The organism is Desulfotomaculum copahuensis (genome assembly GCF_001655685.1).
GTDB lineage: Bacteria > Bacillota > Desulfotomaculia > Desulfotomaculales > Desulfovirgulaceae > Desulfotomaculum_G > Desulfotomaculum_G copahuensis.
This window is the reverse complement of the sequence record NZ_LYVF01000166.1, coordinates 1-17,483: the sequence shown is the minus strand read 5'-3', so window position 1 is coordinate 17,483 and position 17,483 is coordinate 1. Positions and strand designations below refer to the sequence as shown.

14 protein-coding genes are annotated in these 17,483 nt (G+C 47.0%); 1 reads left to right on the top strand and 13 read right to left on the bottom strand.

Annotated features, from left to right (window positions below):
• The 5 genes from A6M21_RS11510 to A6M21_RS11490 form a co-directional block, all read right to left on the bottom strand.
• A partial coding sequence (locus tag A6M21_RS11510) for a glucose-1-phosphate thymidylyltransferase (protein ID WP_066668940.1) occupies positions 1-689 on the bottom strand: 689 nt, incomplete at its 3' end.
• A gap of 126 nt (positions 690-815) precedes the next feature.
• Positions 816-1,835, bottom strand: coding sequence for a dTDP-glucose 4,6-dehydratase (rfbB, locus tag A6M21_RS11505; protein ID WP_066668939.1), 1,020 nt, complete (start codon positions 1,833-1,835; stop codon positions 816-818).
• A 303-nt stretch (positions 1,836-2,138) separates the two neighbouring features.
• Entirely contained in the window at positions 2,139-2,594 is a 456-nt protein-coding gene (locus tag A6M21_RS11500) for a dTDP-4-dehydrorhamnose 3,5-epimerase family protein (protein WP_066668934.1), read from the bottom strand.
• A 116-nt stretch (positions 2,595-2,710) separates the two neighbouring features.
• Positions 2,711-5,044, bottom strand: coding sequence for an adenylyl-sulfate kinase (cysC, locus tag A6M21_RS18945; protein ID WP_066668933.1), 2,334 nt, complete (start codon positions 5,042-5,044; stop codon positions 2,711-2,713).
• A 36-nt stretch (positions 5,045-5,080) separates the two neighbouring features.
• Complete coding sequence (locus A6M21_RS11490) at positions 5,081-5,293, bottom strand: ribbon-helix-helix domain-containing protein (protein ID WP_066668932.1); 213 nt, start codon at positions 5,291-5,293, stop codon at positions 5,081-5,083.
• A gap of 89 nt (positions 5,294-5,382) precedes the next feature.
• Here A6M21_RS11490 and A6M21_RS11485 point away from each other — a divergent pair, with 89 nt between their 5' ends.
• On the top strand, positions 5,383-6,909 hold the full coding sequence (locus tag A6M21_RS11485) for an oligosaccharide flippase family protein (protein ID WP_066668926.1): 1,527 nt from the start codon (positions 5,383-5,385) through the stop codon (positions 6,907-6,909).
• On the opposite strand, the gene A6M21_RS11480 is transcribed toward A6M21_RS11485, so the two are convergent.
• The 8 genes from A6M21_RS11480 to A6M21_RS11445 form a co-directional block, all read right to left on the bottom strand.
• Positions 6,906-8,324 (bottom strand): sulfatase family protein, encoded by a 1,419-nt coding sequence (locus tag A6M21_RS11480; protein WP_078060602.1) that lies wholly within the window; start codon positions 8,322-8,324, stop codon positions 6,906-6,908. The genes A6M21_RS11485 and A6M21_RS11480 overlap by 4 nt on opposite strands.
• Before the next feature lie 92 nt (positions 8,325-8,416).
• Entirely contained in the window at positions 8,417-9,442 is a 1,026-nt protein-coding gene (locus A6M21_RS11475; protein ID WP_201721882.1) for a class I SAM-dependent methyltransferase, read from the bottom strand.
• The gene (locus tag A6M21_RS11470; RefSeq protein WP_078060601.1) at positions 9,429-10,946 is read right to left on the bottom strand and encodes a flippase; all 1,518 of its coding nucleotides are present in this window, start codon (positions 10,944-10,946) and stop codon (positions 9,429-9,431) included. Before A6M21_RS11470 ends, A6M21_RS11475 begins: the two co-directional genes overlap by 14 nt.
• 151 nt (positions 10,947-11,097) lie before the next feature.
• Positions 11,098-11,793, bottom strand: a complete 696-nt coding sequence (locus tag A6M21_RS11465; RefSeq protein WP_066668922.1) for a hypothetical protein — start codon at positions 11,791-11,793, stop codon at positions 11,098-11,100.
• 78 nt (positions 11,794-11,871) lie between these two features.
• A complete protein-coding gene (locus tag A6M21_RS11460; RefSeq protein ID WP_066668921.1) occupies positions 11,872-12,057 on the bottom strand; it encodes a hypothetical protein in 186 nt (61 codons plus the stop codon).
• A 266-nt stretch (positions 12,058-12,323) separates the two neighbouring features.
• Positions 12,324-13,553, bottom strand: coding sequence for a glycosyltransferase family 4 protein (locus A6M21_RS17970; protein WP_078060600.1), 1,230 nt, complete (start codon positions 13,551-13,553; stop codon positions 12,324-12,326).
• A gap of 318 nt (positions 13,554-13,871) precedes the next feature.
• Positions 13,872-14,855, bottom strand: coding sequence for a glycosyltransferase family 2 protein (locus tag A6M21_RS11450; protein ID WP_161486053.1), 984 nt, complete (start codon positions 14,853-14,855; stop codon positions 13,872-13,874).
• Positions 14,856-14,872: 17 nt separating this feature from the next.
• A complete protein-coding gene (locus A6M21_RS11445) occupies positions 14,873-17,053 on the bottom strand; it encodes a DUF2206 domain-containing protein (protein ID WP_066668914.1) in 2,181 nt (726 codons plus the stop codon).
• Positions 17,054-17,483 lie beyond the last annotated feature (430 nt).

Here is a 17,483-nt window from a genome sequence, read left to right as displayed (position 1 = left end):
GCCAGGATGTCGTCCTTTTTGCCGGTGTCCAGCCACCAGCCGTCCAGCACCCGCGCCTGCACCCGGCAGCCGGAGGTGAGCATCTCCTGGATGGCGTCGGTAATCTCCAGTTCACCCCGCCAGGAAGGCTTGATGCGGTCGATGGCCGCGTGTACCGCCGGGCCGAATAAATAAATGCCCACCAGCGCCAGGTCGCTGGGCGGCTCCTTGGGCTTTTCCACCAAACGCAGCACCTGCCGGTCCGGCCCGAGCACGGCCACACCGAACTGACGGGGGTCCTTTACTTTTTTCAACTGAATGATTGCCTCGCTGCCGCCGGCGGCAAAGCTTTTCACCAGTTCGTCCACCCCGCCCTGCACCAGGTTGTCCCCCAGAAACATAAGAAAAGGCGAATCGCCCAAGAATCCCCGGGCGGTCTTCACGGCGTGGGCCAGACCGGCCGGTTTATCTTGTGGTATGTAAGTAATCGCCGCCCCCCAGCGGGAACCGTCCCCCAGCGCCTGGCGCACACTGTCGCCCGTTTCCGGGGAGATGATCACGCCTATGTCCTTGATGCCGGCGGCGCTGATCTGCTCCATGACGAAGTAGATGATCGGCTTGTTGGCCACCGGGATCAGCTGCTTGGCGGTGGTATAAGTCAACGGCCGCAGGCGCGTACCCCGCCCGCCGGCCAGGATTAAGGCTTTCAAAAGTGATCGCTCCTTTTGGTTACAGCTATGCAAGTTTACGGATCAGCCGCGCCGGATTTCCACCGTAAAGGCCATTGGGTGCGCAATCTTTAGTGACCACTGCGTTCTTTTGAAACCGCTCATACTTTAAAACTTTTCCTCCCCGTACCACTTCTTTGCAAACTCCCGGTATTCCCCGCTTTTCACCCTCTCCCACCACGGCCGGTTGTCCACGTACCAGCGCACAGTGCGCTCCAGGCACTCGTCAAATGATGCGGCCGGGCGCCAGCCCAGCTCCTTTTCTATTTTGGCCGGCTCGATGGCGTAGCGCCGGTCGTGGCCGGGGCGGTCCTTGACAAAGGTGAGCAGGTCTTCCGGTTTGTCCAGGATGCGCAGGATGGAACGGGCCAGGTCCAGGTTGGATCTCTCCTGCCGGGCGCCGATGTTGTACACTTCCCCCGGCCGGCCGCCGGTCAGGATTAGGTCCAGGGCGCGGCAGTGGTCCTCCACATAGATCCAGTCCCGTACATTAAGGCCGTCACCGTAAATGGGCACCGGTTTATCCGCCAGGACATTGGTGATGATGGTGGGAATGAATTTCTCGGGAAACTGGTAGGGACCATAGTTGTTGGAACAGCGGCTGATCACCACCGGCAGGCCGTGGGTGCGGTGGTAGGCCCGGGCCAGCAGATCCGCCGACGCCTTGCTGGCCGAATAGGGACTGCTGGGGTCCAGCGGCGTTTCCTCCATAAAGGGCGGGTCACTAAACCCCAGCGACCCGTAAACCTCATCAGTGGACACCTGCAAAAACTTCCGCACCCCGTGCCGCCGGGCGGCATCCAAGAACACCTGGGTGCCTTTGATGTTGGCATCAATAAAAGGCGCGGCGTCCATAATGCTGCGGTCCACATGCGATTCGGCAGCCAAATTGGCCACCAGGTCGAAGCGGTAATCGGAAAACAGCCGCTCCACCAGGACGGCACCGGCAATGTCACCGTGGATGAAGTGGTAACGGGGATGGCCGGCCACATCCTTTAGATTCTCCAGATTGCCGGCGTAGGTGAGCTTATCCAGGTTGAAAATCTCCCAGTCCGGATGCGCTTTTAACAGATAATGCACGAAATTGGAGCCGATAAACCCGGCTCCGCCGGTAAGTAAAAGTTTCAATGTGTTCCCTCCCCTTTAAAGCCGCCAATGATAACTTCTGATCTTAAAGCTCTTCGCAAAACAAGTTTTTCAAATCAATTACCACACCTGCTTTTATCAATAGATCCAAACCCAACAAACCATTAATGTTGCCTTCCTGATCTACTAATATTTTTTACCGTTTTCTTTTTGCCCCGGCATAAGACATCTAGCGAAGTAAATAGCAGACCATCATGGAAATCTATCTTCATGGTTTTAAATTACAGCAAATTATACCATATTTCATCAATTGAAAAATCATCTTTGTTAAATATGCTATTTGCCCTACCGGTTCTGCGTCCGCCAGTCAAAGCCGATGGCCGGGTCGTCCCAGGGGATGCGCTTTTCGTCCGGCTGCTGCCGGTCGTAGGACAGCGTGGTAAAATAGACGATCACCGCCGGTTCACTGCCCAGCACCCGGTAACCGTGAGCCACTCCTTTAGGGATCACCAACAGGATAGGGTTGTCCTCACCCATGTAAAAGACATTGGTTTCCCCTTTGGTGGGCGAATCCTCCCGCAGATCATACAGCACCACCTGGGCGCTGCCCACTGGGAAAAACCACAGGTCGTCCTGCTTTTCGTGGTAGTGAAAGGCCTTGATCACACCGGGGTAGGTCTTGGACATGGAAGCCTGGCCGAAGCGGGACAAAAGATTGTCGTCATCCCGCAGAATTTCCATGAAAAACCCCCGGTCGTCGCAGTGGCGGACGAGGTGTTTGACGTAAATGCCGTGAATCAATGATGGTCACCAGCTTTTCAATTATTTTTATTTGCCCAAGTTTCTTAAGCAAAATAGGCAAATGACAACGCTTAATCTTACATATCAATCGTCTTCAATTAAAAATAATAAACCCATTAAATCACTCTCATAATCCGCTCAATGCACTCCTCAACATCCATCCGCTCCGTATCGACCAGCACCTCCGGGCATCCGGGCTCCTCGTAGGGGTCCTGCAGGCCGGTGAGATCGGTTATCTCCCCGCGCAGCGCCTTTTTGTACAGTCCCTTGGGGTCGCGGCGAATACATTCGTTCAACGAGCATTTCACCCACACCTCAACGAAACGCGGCAGCCGGTCGCGGGCCAGTTCACGGATATGCCGGTAGGGGGAAATCACCGGCACGAGCACCGTCACGCCGTGCCGGGAAAGCAGCCCGGCCAGGTAGATCAGCCGCCGGTTATGCTCCTCCCGCTCATTCTTGGAATAACCCAGTTCCGGGCTGAGGGCCGCCCGCACTTCGTCGCCATCCAGGATTTCCACCCGGCGCCCCTGCGCGCGCAGGGTATCCGCCAGCATCTGTGCCAGCGTGCTTTTGCCAGCGCCGGACAGGCCGGTGAACCAGAGCACCGGGGCAGAAACATCCGTCGGACAAACAACGCCGGAAGGATTGTCAACGCTGACGCCGGGGGAACAAACACCGCCGGATGGATTGTCCCCCCAATCGCCAGACCGGCTTTCCCCGCAAAGGCCTTGCCGATGGGCAACGGCGGCAAAACTTCCGCCACCGGCGCAGGGCGCTAAATCACCGGTCTCCTTTACTGTACCGGAGCAGCACGCCGCAGAAAAACCATCATCCGCCTGCCTGCACCCATCGTCTTCCCGCTCCGTGCCGCCCGCGGCGGGGCCGCAACTTACACCGGCCGCACCGGTGCTACTCTCCGCGTCATCATAACCGGTCGCATCCCCATAATAAGCGCCTGCATCACCCCGGCCTTTTCCGCCTTCCGCGCAGTCCGGCAAAGCCACCCGGCCGTCCGCATCCGAGGCGCAGCAATCCTCAAATCGCAGACCGTTGCCGCCATCGACAAAACCAGGCAAAATCACCCGCCCGCCCATCCCGGCCGGCTCCGGCAGTCCCAGCAGTTCCAGGACCGTCGGGGCAACGTCCCTGATTTCCGCTCCCACCACCCGCCGGCCCTGCTTGTGCCGCGGATCCCACAAGATGAAAATACCCTTGTAATCATGCACGGCGTCGTCCGGGCCGGTATCGTTACCGGCCAGGTACAGCCCGCCGTGGCCGACAGTGCCCGCCGAACGCCAATATAAATCATCAAAATAAACCATCAAATCCGGCGGGTCCCCGTTGGTTTCCCGGTACAGTTCCTCCGGGCGGTATACTTTGGTCTCCATTGGCCGACCGGCCGGATCACGGACAGACAGCAACTTTTGCGTCAAAACCTCCCTTTCCCGCTCGAAATCATCCGGCTCAATAACACCCTGCGCTTCCCGGCCGCGCAAATTAAAGAAAATGCGCGCGTAATAGCCGCCCCAGCCCCAGGCCCGGGTACGCGACCAATCCACCGCCAGCCTGTCCAGATTGGATACCCCGATCGGTTCTTCCTTCAACACCAGGTAACCTTCTTTAATCAACCATTCGTTAATGCAAAAAGCGCCGCGCATCCCTTTCGCGCCGTGGTCGGAAACCACCAGCACCACGGTATCCCGGCCGGCGGCCTCGAGCAGGCCGCCGATCTGCCCGTCAACGTAACGGTAATAATCCCGGATCGCGTTTTCATATTTGCTGCCCGGCCGGTAACCGTGATGCCCGCGGTCCATATACTTCCAGAAGGCGTGCTGAATGCGGTCGGTGCCGATTTCCACAAACGCGGCCAATTCCCAAGCGCCGCCGGACAGCAGATGCCTCATTACCTTGAACCGCCGCTCCGTCATGGTATAAAGGTTCTCCAGCAGGGCATCCCTGTCCTCCGTCCGGAATGGCACGTCAAACATATACTCGCCCACCAGCGCTTCAATTTCCCCGGCCAGCGCCCGGGGATAGGTGTACGGCCGGTCCACGCCGGGCGTGATGAAACAGGAAACCAGCCTTCCGTTCACCGGCCGCACCGGATAGGACGGCGGCACACCCACCAGGCACACCCGGCGGCCGGCCCGCCCGGCCACGTCCCAGACGGCGGGCGCCTTTATGGAATTGGCGCTGGCAATCCAGCCGTCGTGGTAGGAAAAGCCCTTCCGGTGGCGGAAGCCGTACAACCCCAATTCTCCCGGATCGCGTCCGGTGAACATCACCTGCCAGGCCGGGATGGTGATCGGCGGATGGGTACTGGTCAACTCCCCCCAAATCCCCTCATCCATCAAACGGCTTATGTTCGGCAGTTCTGCTTTGAAATCCCGGAAAACCAGGCGCGGCGGCGCGGAATCCAGGCCGACGACCAGCACTTTGTCCGGCAAAATGTTCCAGCCCCCTCACTTCACATCATATTGGTATTAATCAAGATAACCGAGGGAACGCAATCTTTCTTTTACCACTTCCTCGTCGTCCCCGGCAAGCTCCTGCTCCGCATCGTCAAACACCACTTCCCGCAAAACAAAGGCAACATATTCGTCCACTGACGCAAAACCGGTTTCCTTGATTCTTTTCTCGATCTCACGGAAAAGCTCAGCCGGTATCTTCACACTTGCCCACTCATGATCAGTCAAATTTATCTCCTCCCGTGCCGGTTATTACAAAGGAATTTACCCCATCCCAGCGAAATATAGATAAAAAATGCAAAAGGCTGGAAAAATAATTGCCGGACATCATCCAGGAAGCACTGACCAAAACAACCAAAGGTACCTTTTTAGTGCTCTGCGGCGGTGCATGCGGCGCGCTGTTCGCCTTCGCCGCCAGAATGCTGCTGGTGCGCCATATCAGCACCAGCGACTACGGCCTGTACTCGCTGGCGCTGGCCGCAACCAGCATCTTGTCCACACTGGCCCTGGCCGGCCTGCCCGAAGGCGTGCCGCGGCTGATCGCCTATTACCGGAACCGGGACGAATCCCGGGTCGGATCCCTTACGGGCTTCGCCGTCTTATTTTCCTTAGCCGCCGGCATTGCAGCAGCGGCCGCCGGGATAGCCGCGGCCGGCTTTATAGCCCGCCATCTTTTCCACGACCCGCAGCTGGCCGCGCCGCTGCGCATTTTATGCCTCTCCCTGCCCGCACTGAACTGGCTGGGCATCATTCCCGCCGTCTACCGCGGCTTCGGCCGGGCCGACGTCAAGGCCATCTTCCAGGACGGCCTGCGCAACATCCTGTACCTGCTGGCACTCGCCTTCCCGGCGCTGCTCGGACTCGGATTCAACGCCTACCTTTACGCCTATCCGCTTTCTTTGATTGTCACTGCGGCTGGAGCCGCGCTTTTTTTCGCCCGCCGGCCGCCGGAGCAGACAGCCGGCCCCATCCCGCGGCAGTACCGGTTGGCGGCCGGGGAAGCGCTCGGCTTTTCCCTGCCCCTTTTCGGCACCGGCCTTTCTTTTCTGATCATTAACTGGATGGACACACTGCTGCTCGGCTATTATAAAAACGCCGCCACCGTCGGCCTGTACGGCGCCGCCCAGCCGCCGGCCAGCCTGCTCCAGTTTTTTCTGGGCGCCGCCGTCTTCATCTACATGCCCGTAGCCGCACAGCTCTATTCCCATTCGGCCACGGATGAACTGAGACGCACCTACGCCCTGCTCACCAAGTGGATTTTTTCCGCTACCATCCCCTTCCTGCTGGTCATGCTCATCTTCGCCGAAGCGCTGATCAACACACTCTTCGGACCGGCCTACCTGCCGGCCGCCCCGGCCCTGCGGATCCTGGCCCTGGGCATGCTCGTCCACACCCTGCTCGGTCCGAACGGCGCCGCCCTGGTGGCCCTGGGCCGACCCAGGCTCAGCTTCATGGACGACGCCATCGCCGCCGTGCTCAACCTGCTCCTCAACCTGGCCCTGATCCCCCGCTGGGGCCTGACCGGGGCGGCCACGGCATCAGCGTCCGCGCTGGCCGTCACCAATGTGCTGCGCTCCTGGCAATTGTACGCACTGATCAAAATAAATCCATTCACAAAGACCCTGGTGAAGTCGGCCGTTCTTTCCCTCATAGTACTATCGGCGGCCGGCTTGTTCGCCCGCCGGATAAACTTAATTAGCATCGCATTCCCGGTTATTTTAATCTTTATATCGCCATTGTTGCAAATAATGATCATGAAAATAACTAAATCGATTGATTATGAAGAAAGGGATATTATCAATTTATTAACCGGCCGGCTGCACAGAAATGTCGAAAGGCCTTAAATTAAACCTGCCGCCTTCAACCGGCGCACTTTCCCACTGATCATTCCTCTTTCCCGTACTTTCCCTCTTTTGATTAGATTATTATAAAATGACAGCAATTCGGCTTTTAGTTCCCTGGCAATCTGGTGGTGACGATCCATTACATTACATTCTTCAGCCGGGTCGTCCGCCAGGTTGTACAACTCTTCAACTCCACCGTGAATAAAGCCGCAATACCTGCACGTGGCCCTGTCTTCGGATGGCGAATATATATATTTCCATTCTCCGGTCCTGATAGCGTATTTTTCTTCGGTGTACATCTCCTCCGCCACGACGAAGGAGCGCGTGCCGTTCGCACGGCCATTCAGAAGAGGTAAGAATGATACACCGTCAAAATGCGTCTTGTCACAAGACACCCCAAGCATTTGCATGACGGTTGGCGCCAAATCAATATGCTGAACGAAACCAGAAATCCTGGCGCTTTTATTAAAACCACCGCCGGACATGATCAGCGGGACACGAATCGTAGAATCGTATAAACCGTGGTGATCAAAATATATGCCGTGCTCGCCCAGGCTTTCACCGTGATCGGCTGTAACAATAACTAAAGTATTATCCAGCTTGCCGGCGGCCCGCAGGCAATCAAGCAACCTGCCAACGGCTCCGTCGACATATTTTACAGCTTCGTCATAAATGGCTTGAATATCCACCACATTTTTTGCACCCGGAAAACAATTAACCAAATAGGACTTCCATTTTTCATTTTTGATGCTTTCAAACATTTCTTCCAAGCATTCTGTTCTGTTGCACAAGAACAATTTCCTCAATATACCACCCGGCGCGTAATAAGGGGTATGGGTGTCCCAATAATGAACAAACAGAAAAAACGGCTCATTGGTCCCATTTATAGCCTCAACCGCTTCTTTTGTAACGCTGGCCGCAGTTTGTATGTATTTAAGAAGTCCAAACTGCTCACATAACCTTTTAGCTATATCAACGTACTTGTGGGGCAGCGCTTCGATAAAATTAGCAAGCAACCGCGTTGGCTGATCTTTCTTACAGCTTCCTTTCCAGTAATGGTCAAACCCCATTCTGTGCCATCGACCCAACCAGTCTATACCAATCGTTTTATAGCCGTTTGCCTTTAAAATTTCAGGCAGCCATAAATTATTTTTGCGGTAAAAACCGCGCAACTCCTCACCGGTAATCCTGTTGCCGTGGTTTCTAATTCCGTTACTAACCGGGTAGCGACCGGAAAACATCGTCGTAAAAGAAGGATCAGTACAATTGGAACAGGTATATGCCTGCTCAAATAAAGTTCCAGCCCCGGCCAGTGCATCAATGTATGGAGATGTTTTTTTGTGGTATCCATAACAACCCAGTCGGTCCCGTCGCAAAGCATCAACTACAATAATAACCAAATTTTTTATACTCATTAACACAGCTCCATTTAAGCAATTTATTGTTTACTAAAACAAAGAGGAAATATAACATTAAAAAACAACCTTTTTCCTTTCCAGCAAATGATTCATTTTTTTCTTAAATAGAAAGCCGCTTGATCCCCTCTCATTTCTGAATTTAATATATTCGCTTTTTTAATAAATTTCCTAATATCAGCCATTGTAAATAGTGAATTTGATGGGTTAACACAATATGATCTATTAGAAATCAATGGGATATCATTTAAATATTGCTCACTTCCCCAAAACTGAAAAGCTGTTGAATCATATGTGACTTTAGTCAAAATGAAGCCTGATATTTCGGCAAGCCATTTAATGCTATCGATTGAATGAAGATAAAAATGCCTTGGAGCATCAAGCTGAACCCAATTTACACCGTAATGCTCCCATGCATAAGAAGAAACTGTGGGAATTCTAATTAAACAAACCCCACCCCCTTTTAACATTCCTGAAACCGTTTGCAGTGTCATAATAGGATCGACAATGTGTTCAAATGAATGATGAAACATTATTAGATCAAACTTGCCAGCAACGTTTTCAATATCATAAATATCTCTTTTAAGAACACTCACATCATTGTCATACTTAATATCCTTTTTAATATAAGGATCTATCCCTAATAAGTTCAAAAAACCAATATCCTTAAGATCTTTCAGTAATAAACCATTTCCACAACCCACGTCCATTATGAATGATTTTATGTTTAAATCAAGTTCATATAAACTTCGCATGTTTGTATATGGATATTTTGCATAAATCAATTTACCTAAAAACCCCTTATTAAAAACAGCATAATAATTCCTTAATCTCCTGGCTTTATTGGCAAGCATACCAAAGCTTATATCATTATAGCTATAATAATCAGGTGGATAGTATTTTGACATGTCGAACGGTACTTCGGCTATTTGTAAACAACCACATTTAGGACACTGAAAATATGAAAAGGTATCTTTATAACCAAACATCATTTCTTGAACATTAAAAAGTGAACTTTTCTCGACGAAATTATCACAAATTTTGCATTTCATTTTTTCACACTTTCCATTGACTATAACCTTTGCCTCCGAATCTATTCCTTCATTATTGATGCTCATTCAAGCCCTCCAAAGTCCTTTTGCTTCGAAAAATTGAACTTAACCAGGCGCGCTCCCCCTCATCCAAAGCCAGCATCCAGCCGGCAGCCAGGAAAGCCGCCAATCCCCCAACCACTGCCGTCAATTGCCAGATAAAAACTCCCGCTCCACCAGCGTAAAAAGCCAAAGCGATCAATAAAAGCACGGCGCCGCCCAACTTGAAAAATACCCGCCCATCCACCCGGCAGGCAAACAACCGGCCGGAAGCAATCATCAATAATACGGCGTCCAAGGTCACCCGCATAGTCCAAGCCACCGCGGCGCCTTCAATGCCGGATCGGTGCAGGACAAACCAGAGCAGTCCGACATAAAGCGGCAGTTCGATTAAATGAAACTTGGCGGAAACGTCCGGCCGTCCGGCTCCCTGGACCAAAGCAAAGGGAATTTGAGCCAGGGAATTGATCAGCACACCGACCGCCAGAATTTGAAAAACAAGCGTACTCCTGGCCGCATAATCAGCACCCAGCCAGAGCAGCAGGATATCGCGGGCAAACAGCATGGTGACAAAAACCACCGGCCCGACAATCAAGAGCAAAAATTTCATGCTGCGGCCGTACATGTCGCTCATAACACTCCTCGATTCCCCCGCGCTCATGGCGCTGAAGGCGGGAAAAAGGCAGTTGACCAGGCTGACCGGAAAGATCCAAAGCCTAGTCACCACCTCATAAGGAGCGGTGTAGTAAGCCACGGCCGCCACGGAAAGCAGCGCGCCAATCAAAAACCGGTCCAGGTAAACCAGCACCGGACTAATAATATTGGAAACTGTAACCCAACCTCCGAAAGAAAGTAAATATTTTAACGTCTGGCGGCTGATTACCGGCCGCCTGGTTTCCGGAAAAATCTTCAGGCAAAAAAATAAATATACCAAAGCTGAAGCCGCCCCGGTCGCCCCCAACAAAGCCACCACAACTGGCAAAGTCAAACCGGCGCTTAACGCAACCAGGGGGATGACAAAATAAAGGGTGGATACCGGCAGGGCGACCAAATTAATCAGATCAAAACGCTGCCCTCCGCCCAGAATGGAACGCAGGCCGTTGCTCAAAAGCACCGGCGGCAGACTGCAGGCCAGGGCAATAAAAGTATGCCGCGCCTCGGCATGCAAGAGCGGCGGAATTTGAAAAACCCGCAGCACCAAAACAGGCACCAGCTCAAAGAGAATTAATGCCGCAACCAGACTAAGCAGCAATTGCCCGCTAAGGGCGGTCCAAATGATACTGCTCAGCCGGAACCTTTCCTTACGTTCCAGGCAGTCAGCAATAAACTTGGTGACAGCCCGGCCCAAACCGAAATCGAAAAGAGTAAAATAATTAATCAACATCCAGGCCAGGGAAAGAACACCAAAGCGATCCGGCCCCAACAGGTGCACGATCCCCGGCATGCAAAAAATGCCGGCCAATATCGGCACCGCCTGGCCGATGAAGTTAAACAGGCTGTTGCGCAACAACTGATTAGTGTGAATAGACATTCGATATAATCCCTTCAATTATTAAAAACGATTAAACAGCCGGCCCAATTTTATCCGCGATTACACATCCTGAGAGATTTGAACGCCGCATTGGCACGAAAAAACCGCTGCCATGCATGTAGCCAATGGTAATCAATCCAAGCAAAGCTGATTATTCACCATGTTCCACGAACCACACCCCATATTCTCGATCTATGCCCAAAACAACCCTCTCCCCCTTCACCACCGCCCCCGGGGCGAAGGTGATTACCGGCTCGCTGACCCGCCAGGCATTGCCGCGCCCGGAGTTGTTCCGCTCCCAGCCGGTTAATGGCTCCAGGTGGCCCTGCAGCAGTTTCTCCATGCCGACAGACGCCCGGACATGCGCCGGAATGCGCTCATCGCGAGTTAGAACAATTTCCGGGCCGTTGTCATCTTTTTCTGACCCGGGTAATTCATTCGGGGTGTGCTCCTTTAACAATTTTTCTTCCACCAGGGCAACGGCCAAATCCATCCGGCCCCAGCCATATCCCCGCTCGCCGCCCAATTGAATGCTCTGGAGGACATCGCGCCAGCCCGGCAGGCCGTCATCATCCACCCAGATGTCTCCGGCCAGGTAGACCTGCACCGGTTCATCCCCGGCCGCCGCACGGGTGAACGGGCGGATGAATTCGGTTTCGTGCAGCGTGCCCGGCTCGGCGACGTTGCCGGACTGGTTCAGGGCGGTGCTGCTTTGGGAACCCATAAAAAAGTAGTCGAAACAGGCGTCCCAGGGATAAAACAGCTGGAAACATTTACTCCCGGTTTTTATTTCACCGGCCACTGTTGCCGGCCGGCATTTCAGGCAGTTTACCACGGTCCCGTTCATGTTGGTTTTTATATCCGTACCGGCAATTTCCAGCGCCGGGCAGGTAACCTAAACGGAACTTGTCCTTCACTTTTTCGCCTATTGCACATATGCCGCGCCGCCGACACCCCGGCCACCCTGTCGGGTTAGGCAGGATGTGAGACAGTCCCACATGACCTTGCCGTGCACATAGCCCCGGGCGGTCTGCAGGTTGCCCGTGCGCGGTCCCTCTATATGCTGTGGGCTGATCAGCCGGTAAATTAGTTTGTGGTGAATCCAGGCCATTGCATTCACTCCATGCCTATCACTTTAGATCCGAAACGGTCATAATAGAGAGCCATTTGGTAGGCCATAAACAAAGCAGTCAATTTCCCCTGGGACTTCCCTGCTAACGTTTTCCATTCATCAAGACCACAACCAAGAGGATTAAAAACCTTTTATTCCATCACCAAAAAAGCATACTGAATATAGCTTCAAAACCAATAAAGCATAGAACCGAGGATACCGATTTCCAGGAGTTAAATCTGCCAACAGAATATTATGCAAATTGTTCATTTTGGAAGTTTATTTATAATATCGTTAAACAAACTATATAATTCATTTGTTATAGCATTCCATGAATACTTTTCTTCAATTAATTTTCTTGCATTTAGACCCAACGATTTTCTTTGTTCTTCATCATTTAATAACATAATTACGCTATCAGCAAATTCATTAATAGTATTTGCCACAATTAAATCCCTTCCTGTAATAACATCTATTCCCTGTACACCGATTGAAGTAGTTACAATTGGCTTGGCCATCGCCATTGCCTCAAGCACTTTATTCTTGATACCAGTCCCGATAATCATTGGAGCAATGAAGACAGTCATTCTTGATAAATAAAGCCTAATATCGTCAACGTACCCTGTTACTACGACAGAGTTATCAGACGATAATTTTAAAATTTCCATTGCAGGGTTTCGTCCTATCAAATATAACTTTATGTCAGGAATTGCGCTCTTAATTAGTGGAAATATATGCGCATAAAAATTGCGAATGTTTTCGATTGCATGACGCCCACTCATATCAGAAACATATGCAATCGATGGAAAGATTTTTTCATCTGCTTCTATAGGCATAAAATATGATATATTTACTCCATTAGGAATTACATAACAATTAATATCAGCATTAATTTTTTTAAGCAACATTTTGTCATTTTCCGTTACCATAAGACAAGCATCAAATCTATTCAATAATTTCCTCTCATAGCTTTTCGTAAATACATAAAGAATATAATGAATGCACTTCGAAATACCCTTTGCACTACGACATAGTTGCGCATGCCATTCATGAACAGCGTCAAATGGTTGCACGACCTTTGGAATGGGAACATCCGATATATAGCTCGCCATTTGTCTAGTTGAAAAGATAAGATCAAACTCATTCATTTGAAGGATATCATAAATCCTGTGTTTCATTTCCAAAGAGTAATAGCAATCCAATATATTAAATAATATTCCCATTTTAAGGTTACTTATTAAATTGAGAAGATTGTTCTTAATTGTAAATAATATGTTTGAAAAGAAAGATCTGTCTTTATAAGGTATTGGTTTTTCGATCGAACAATACTTATTTAAATTATCAATATCATTTACACTGACTTTCGAAGAAGCAAAAGACAATACTTTAATATTACACTGATGTTCTATGAAAAGATGTTTTATAAAATGATATACCGGAAGAGTATCTGAAAAAGTTGGCGATGGAATATCATGGCTTATTATTAGTATATTCATTAGCAATCACCACATCTGATATAATATATTGGAATTGTCGGGGGGTCTTTTATACCGGTACGCTTGATTTCGTCTTCTTCTATCAGTCTTACTTCGATCCCCAGGGCAGCTTTGTCTTCCATGATTAACGCCAGATTTCAAGGGAGGAGAATATGCCGTTGCGGTACATTAAAAAAGATCTTGATGATGAATGCAGAGTTGCATGATGGCTGGTCCCTGTTTATTTTTTTGTTTTCCCTGTATAGGGGTGTCAATGTTGATCTTTTCATGTTAGTTGTATGTTAGATATGTAGATGATATTTTGTCGCTATTTATTATTCATAAACGAAAGAAAAAAATTTTCTGTCCTTCAATCAAACCCTTAAAATATGAACTTAATTTATCGGTTTCCTTTTTCACCAGAAATCCTAGCGCTTGAATCCAAAAATGAACCAACCAGAAAAAAATATAAAATGTTACCAACTGAAATGTATTAGCATTCTTTTTCATAAAAATAAATCTGTTTCTAATTAGCCAATAAATATTTTTCGACCCCTTATTTGAAGCAGCTATCTTATGCCATATCATTGAAGTAGGAACATACACAGATATATATCCCTTTCGCTTAGCCCTTATGCACCAATCACACTCCTCCCAATAAGCGAAATATTGCTGATCAAGTAGACCTATTTCTTGAATTACTTTCACTTGTAATAATATGCAAGATCCTTGAATGAAATCTACAATTTTATATTGCTCATCGTCACGCTGATCAATTGTCCTAGACATCAAATTAAAAGCTCTTCCAGTCCAGAAATCAATTTTTCCTCCTGCAGAATCAATTACGTTCTTTTGACCAAAATAGTCATAATAATATACTTTAGGTCCTGCAAAACCAGCATTTGGAAAAACAGTAAAAGCATTAATTAGCCGTTTTAAAAAGTTAGCATCTACTACCGTATCGTTATTTAGCAATAATAAATAATCTGGCTTTGATACCTTTAAAGCAAATCTTATACCAACATTATTCCCCTCAGCAAACCCAAGATTCTTTTTGCTCTTTATAATAATTAATTTGCTGTTATGAAAACATCTAAAGTCAGTCTCTTGATTTACTGCATATTTATGGTCGATATCTAATGTAGAAACATGACTTTTATTAGCCCAAGCCAAAACCTTTTCCACTGAGGAATCTTCAGATCCATTGTCTATTAGAATAACCTGGATATTTCTAAGATCGCATTTCTGAAGCGAAGTCAAGCATTCTATGGTATCCTCACACCCGTTCCAGTTTAGAATAATTACGCTAACTTTATGACTCAAGTAGCTAAACCTCCTGACTATTGATTGTAATATATTTCAATATTACCATCAAAAACTCTATTATCATTTTTCGCTAATTTTTTCATTAATAAGGATTTATCAAAACTAATGTAAGGATCTGCCATTTGCTGTCCTGCTAGTAACTTTCTTTCCCGCACATTAATTTCTCTCAAGAAGACATAAGATGATCCCTCCTGCAGCGTTTGATCATTCATAATAGTCTTAACTCTTGGAAGCATAAGACCATACAGCAGTAATCTGCCATATTCATCCGCGTATACGAGAGCACTTGGGTCCGAATAATCCGTCAACCATGTTGCCCCATAAACTTCAGACTTATAAAATCGTGGACCGTCTATATTATTATTCAATGCAACCACGTTTGGTTCATCATTAAATACCTGATAGAGCAATCCGCTATTAAATAATAAGAAAACAGCCATAAAACACGACATAGATACTGCTACTAATCGACTTAACTTACCATTATCACATGCGACCTGACGTCCTATTAATCCAGCGATATAAATCCCACCCAATATCATAAATGGTGCAAGTACAAGGGTTGTAATTTGATAAATTCTCGTAATATTTAAAGCTGCCGCAAAAAAAGGCAGGATCATTGAAAGCATTAAAATAATCATGTTGCCAGCAGAAAAAGAAAGATAATCTGCTGAGAATTTTTTACTATTGTATTTAATATGAGCAGCAAGGAATCCTATAACAATTAATAGTTGAGCAATAATGTTTAAATACCTAGTAATCTGACGTAAAGGCGACACAGTTGCAACTACGCTCTGCAAACCTTGTACATACATAGGATTAAACAATTCACCAATGCTGCTCAATATTTGCCGAAACAATTCTATAATAGTTACAAATGAGGATGAACTAGTTATGTTTATGTACCATACAAAAATAAATACTAAAAATAATAAAGCATAAGTAATATTTAAATAATACTTATTTTCATCATAAGAATTAAGAAGATATCCCTTGATTTTAATTCTTCTTATAATTTCTGTTAAGGCATATGAAAATAATAATATAAATAAATAAAGATAAGCGGTTCCATAGTGAGATACCACAAGTGACATGCCAAAAATAATGAACAACATTTTACCAGCAATTCCCTCTGGTTTTTTACTGATTAATATTAATAATAGAACAACGAAAATTTCAGCAATTTCTTGCCGCGCGAGCGTTGGCAAAATGTTGTAAAAAGGAAAAATAGTGATAACGAAAAGCGAAGAATTGAATGCAAAAATGTTGCCTAATTGCCTTCGATATACTTCATATAGCCCCATTGGTATAAATGAAGCAAGAATAGGATAAAAAATCTTATATACTATGGTTAAGGGAACTTTGCATAACACTGAAAAGATATTGGGGAGAATTACTATGCTTAGCATGGCATTAACATTATTTGCAGTATTAATGTTCCAAGAGTTACTAATCCTAACTAAATTCGAAAAATAATATTCAACATTAATATCATATCCAGTTAAATATGAAGATGGTAAAGTGTAAAAAAACAATAATGATAAAGAGATTGAAAAAATTAAAACACCAAAGTTATCATTAAAATCCTTAGATTTTAATATTATAAAGATAAAACTCAAAGAAACAAAAATCAAAAAACATTCAAGCACTCCATTTAACTTATAGAACCTTTCCAAAAGCGCACCCAATATCGATAACAGTGGAAAAATAATAAATAATATCCTTGAATATAGTGGATCACTCCTACGCGTTTCAAACATTTTGATATTTTGAATATGATAACTTTCTATATTGCCTAATCGATACTCTTTTATTAAACAAGCAATCCATAGCCCTATTATTATAGTAGATATCGTTATAAGTAATGGATAAAATGATATCGGTCGCAATAACCCAAATATTGGGTAAATTATATTTATTCCAAATCCAATAAACATTAAGAACGCAAGACTAAGGCCGACAGAATGAAGAACAATTTCGTTTATATTTAAGTCCTTAATGCCTATTAACCTAATTAACAATAAACCTGGAACAATTATTAAATAAGCAAAAGATATTAGTATTACAGCCCAAGATAAGCGATTGAAAAAATCAAATGAAGATAAACCAATAAAAACTAGCTGTGCCGAGATTGTACATATGAGAAATTTATTCATTATTTCATTTATTTTTTTACATTGTAAATATTCTAGCAAAACTTATTTCCTCCTATTAGTATTCTATTAATTGGTATAACAATCTGGTTTTTGGCATCAACTACAGCGTGGCAATTATAGGTCTGGATCACGGTAACGTCAAAGTCGCTCTTAGGCCGCAATATATAGGATACCTACCGCTTGTTGACTACTGCATATAGTATTGAAAAGGAACTTTGACGTGACCTTGAGGTCTGGATAAATGCCTTATCGGAATTCATCATTATCCTAGATTCCGGGTCGGTAAATTTTCGCTGCGTTTTACCGTCCGGCTCACCTGTCTTTTTGACGTATTTCACCAATTTTTTGTTCTTCTACATTCATCCGGTCATAGCTCATGGCTTTGTGAATTTGAATATACTTTTGACCTTACAATGCCTGTTCTTCGACTGAGCTACACTGACCATGTTGAGTGGGTAGAAGGCGCCCC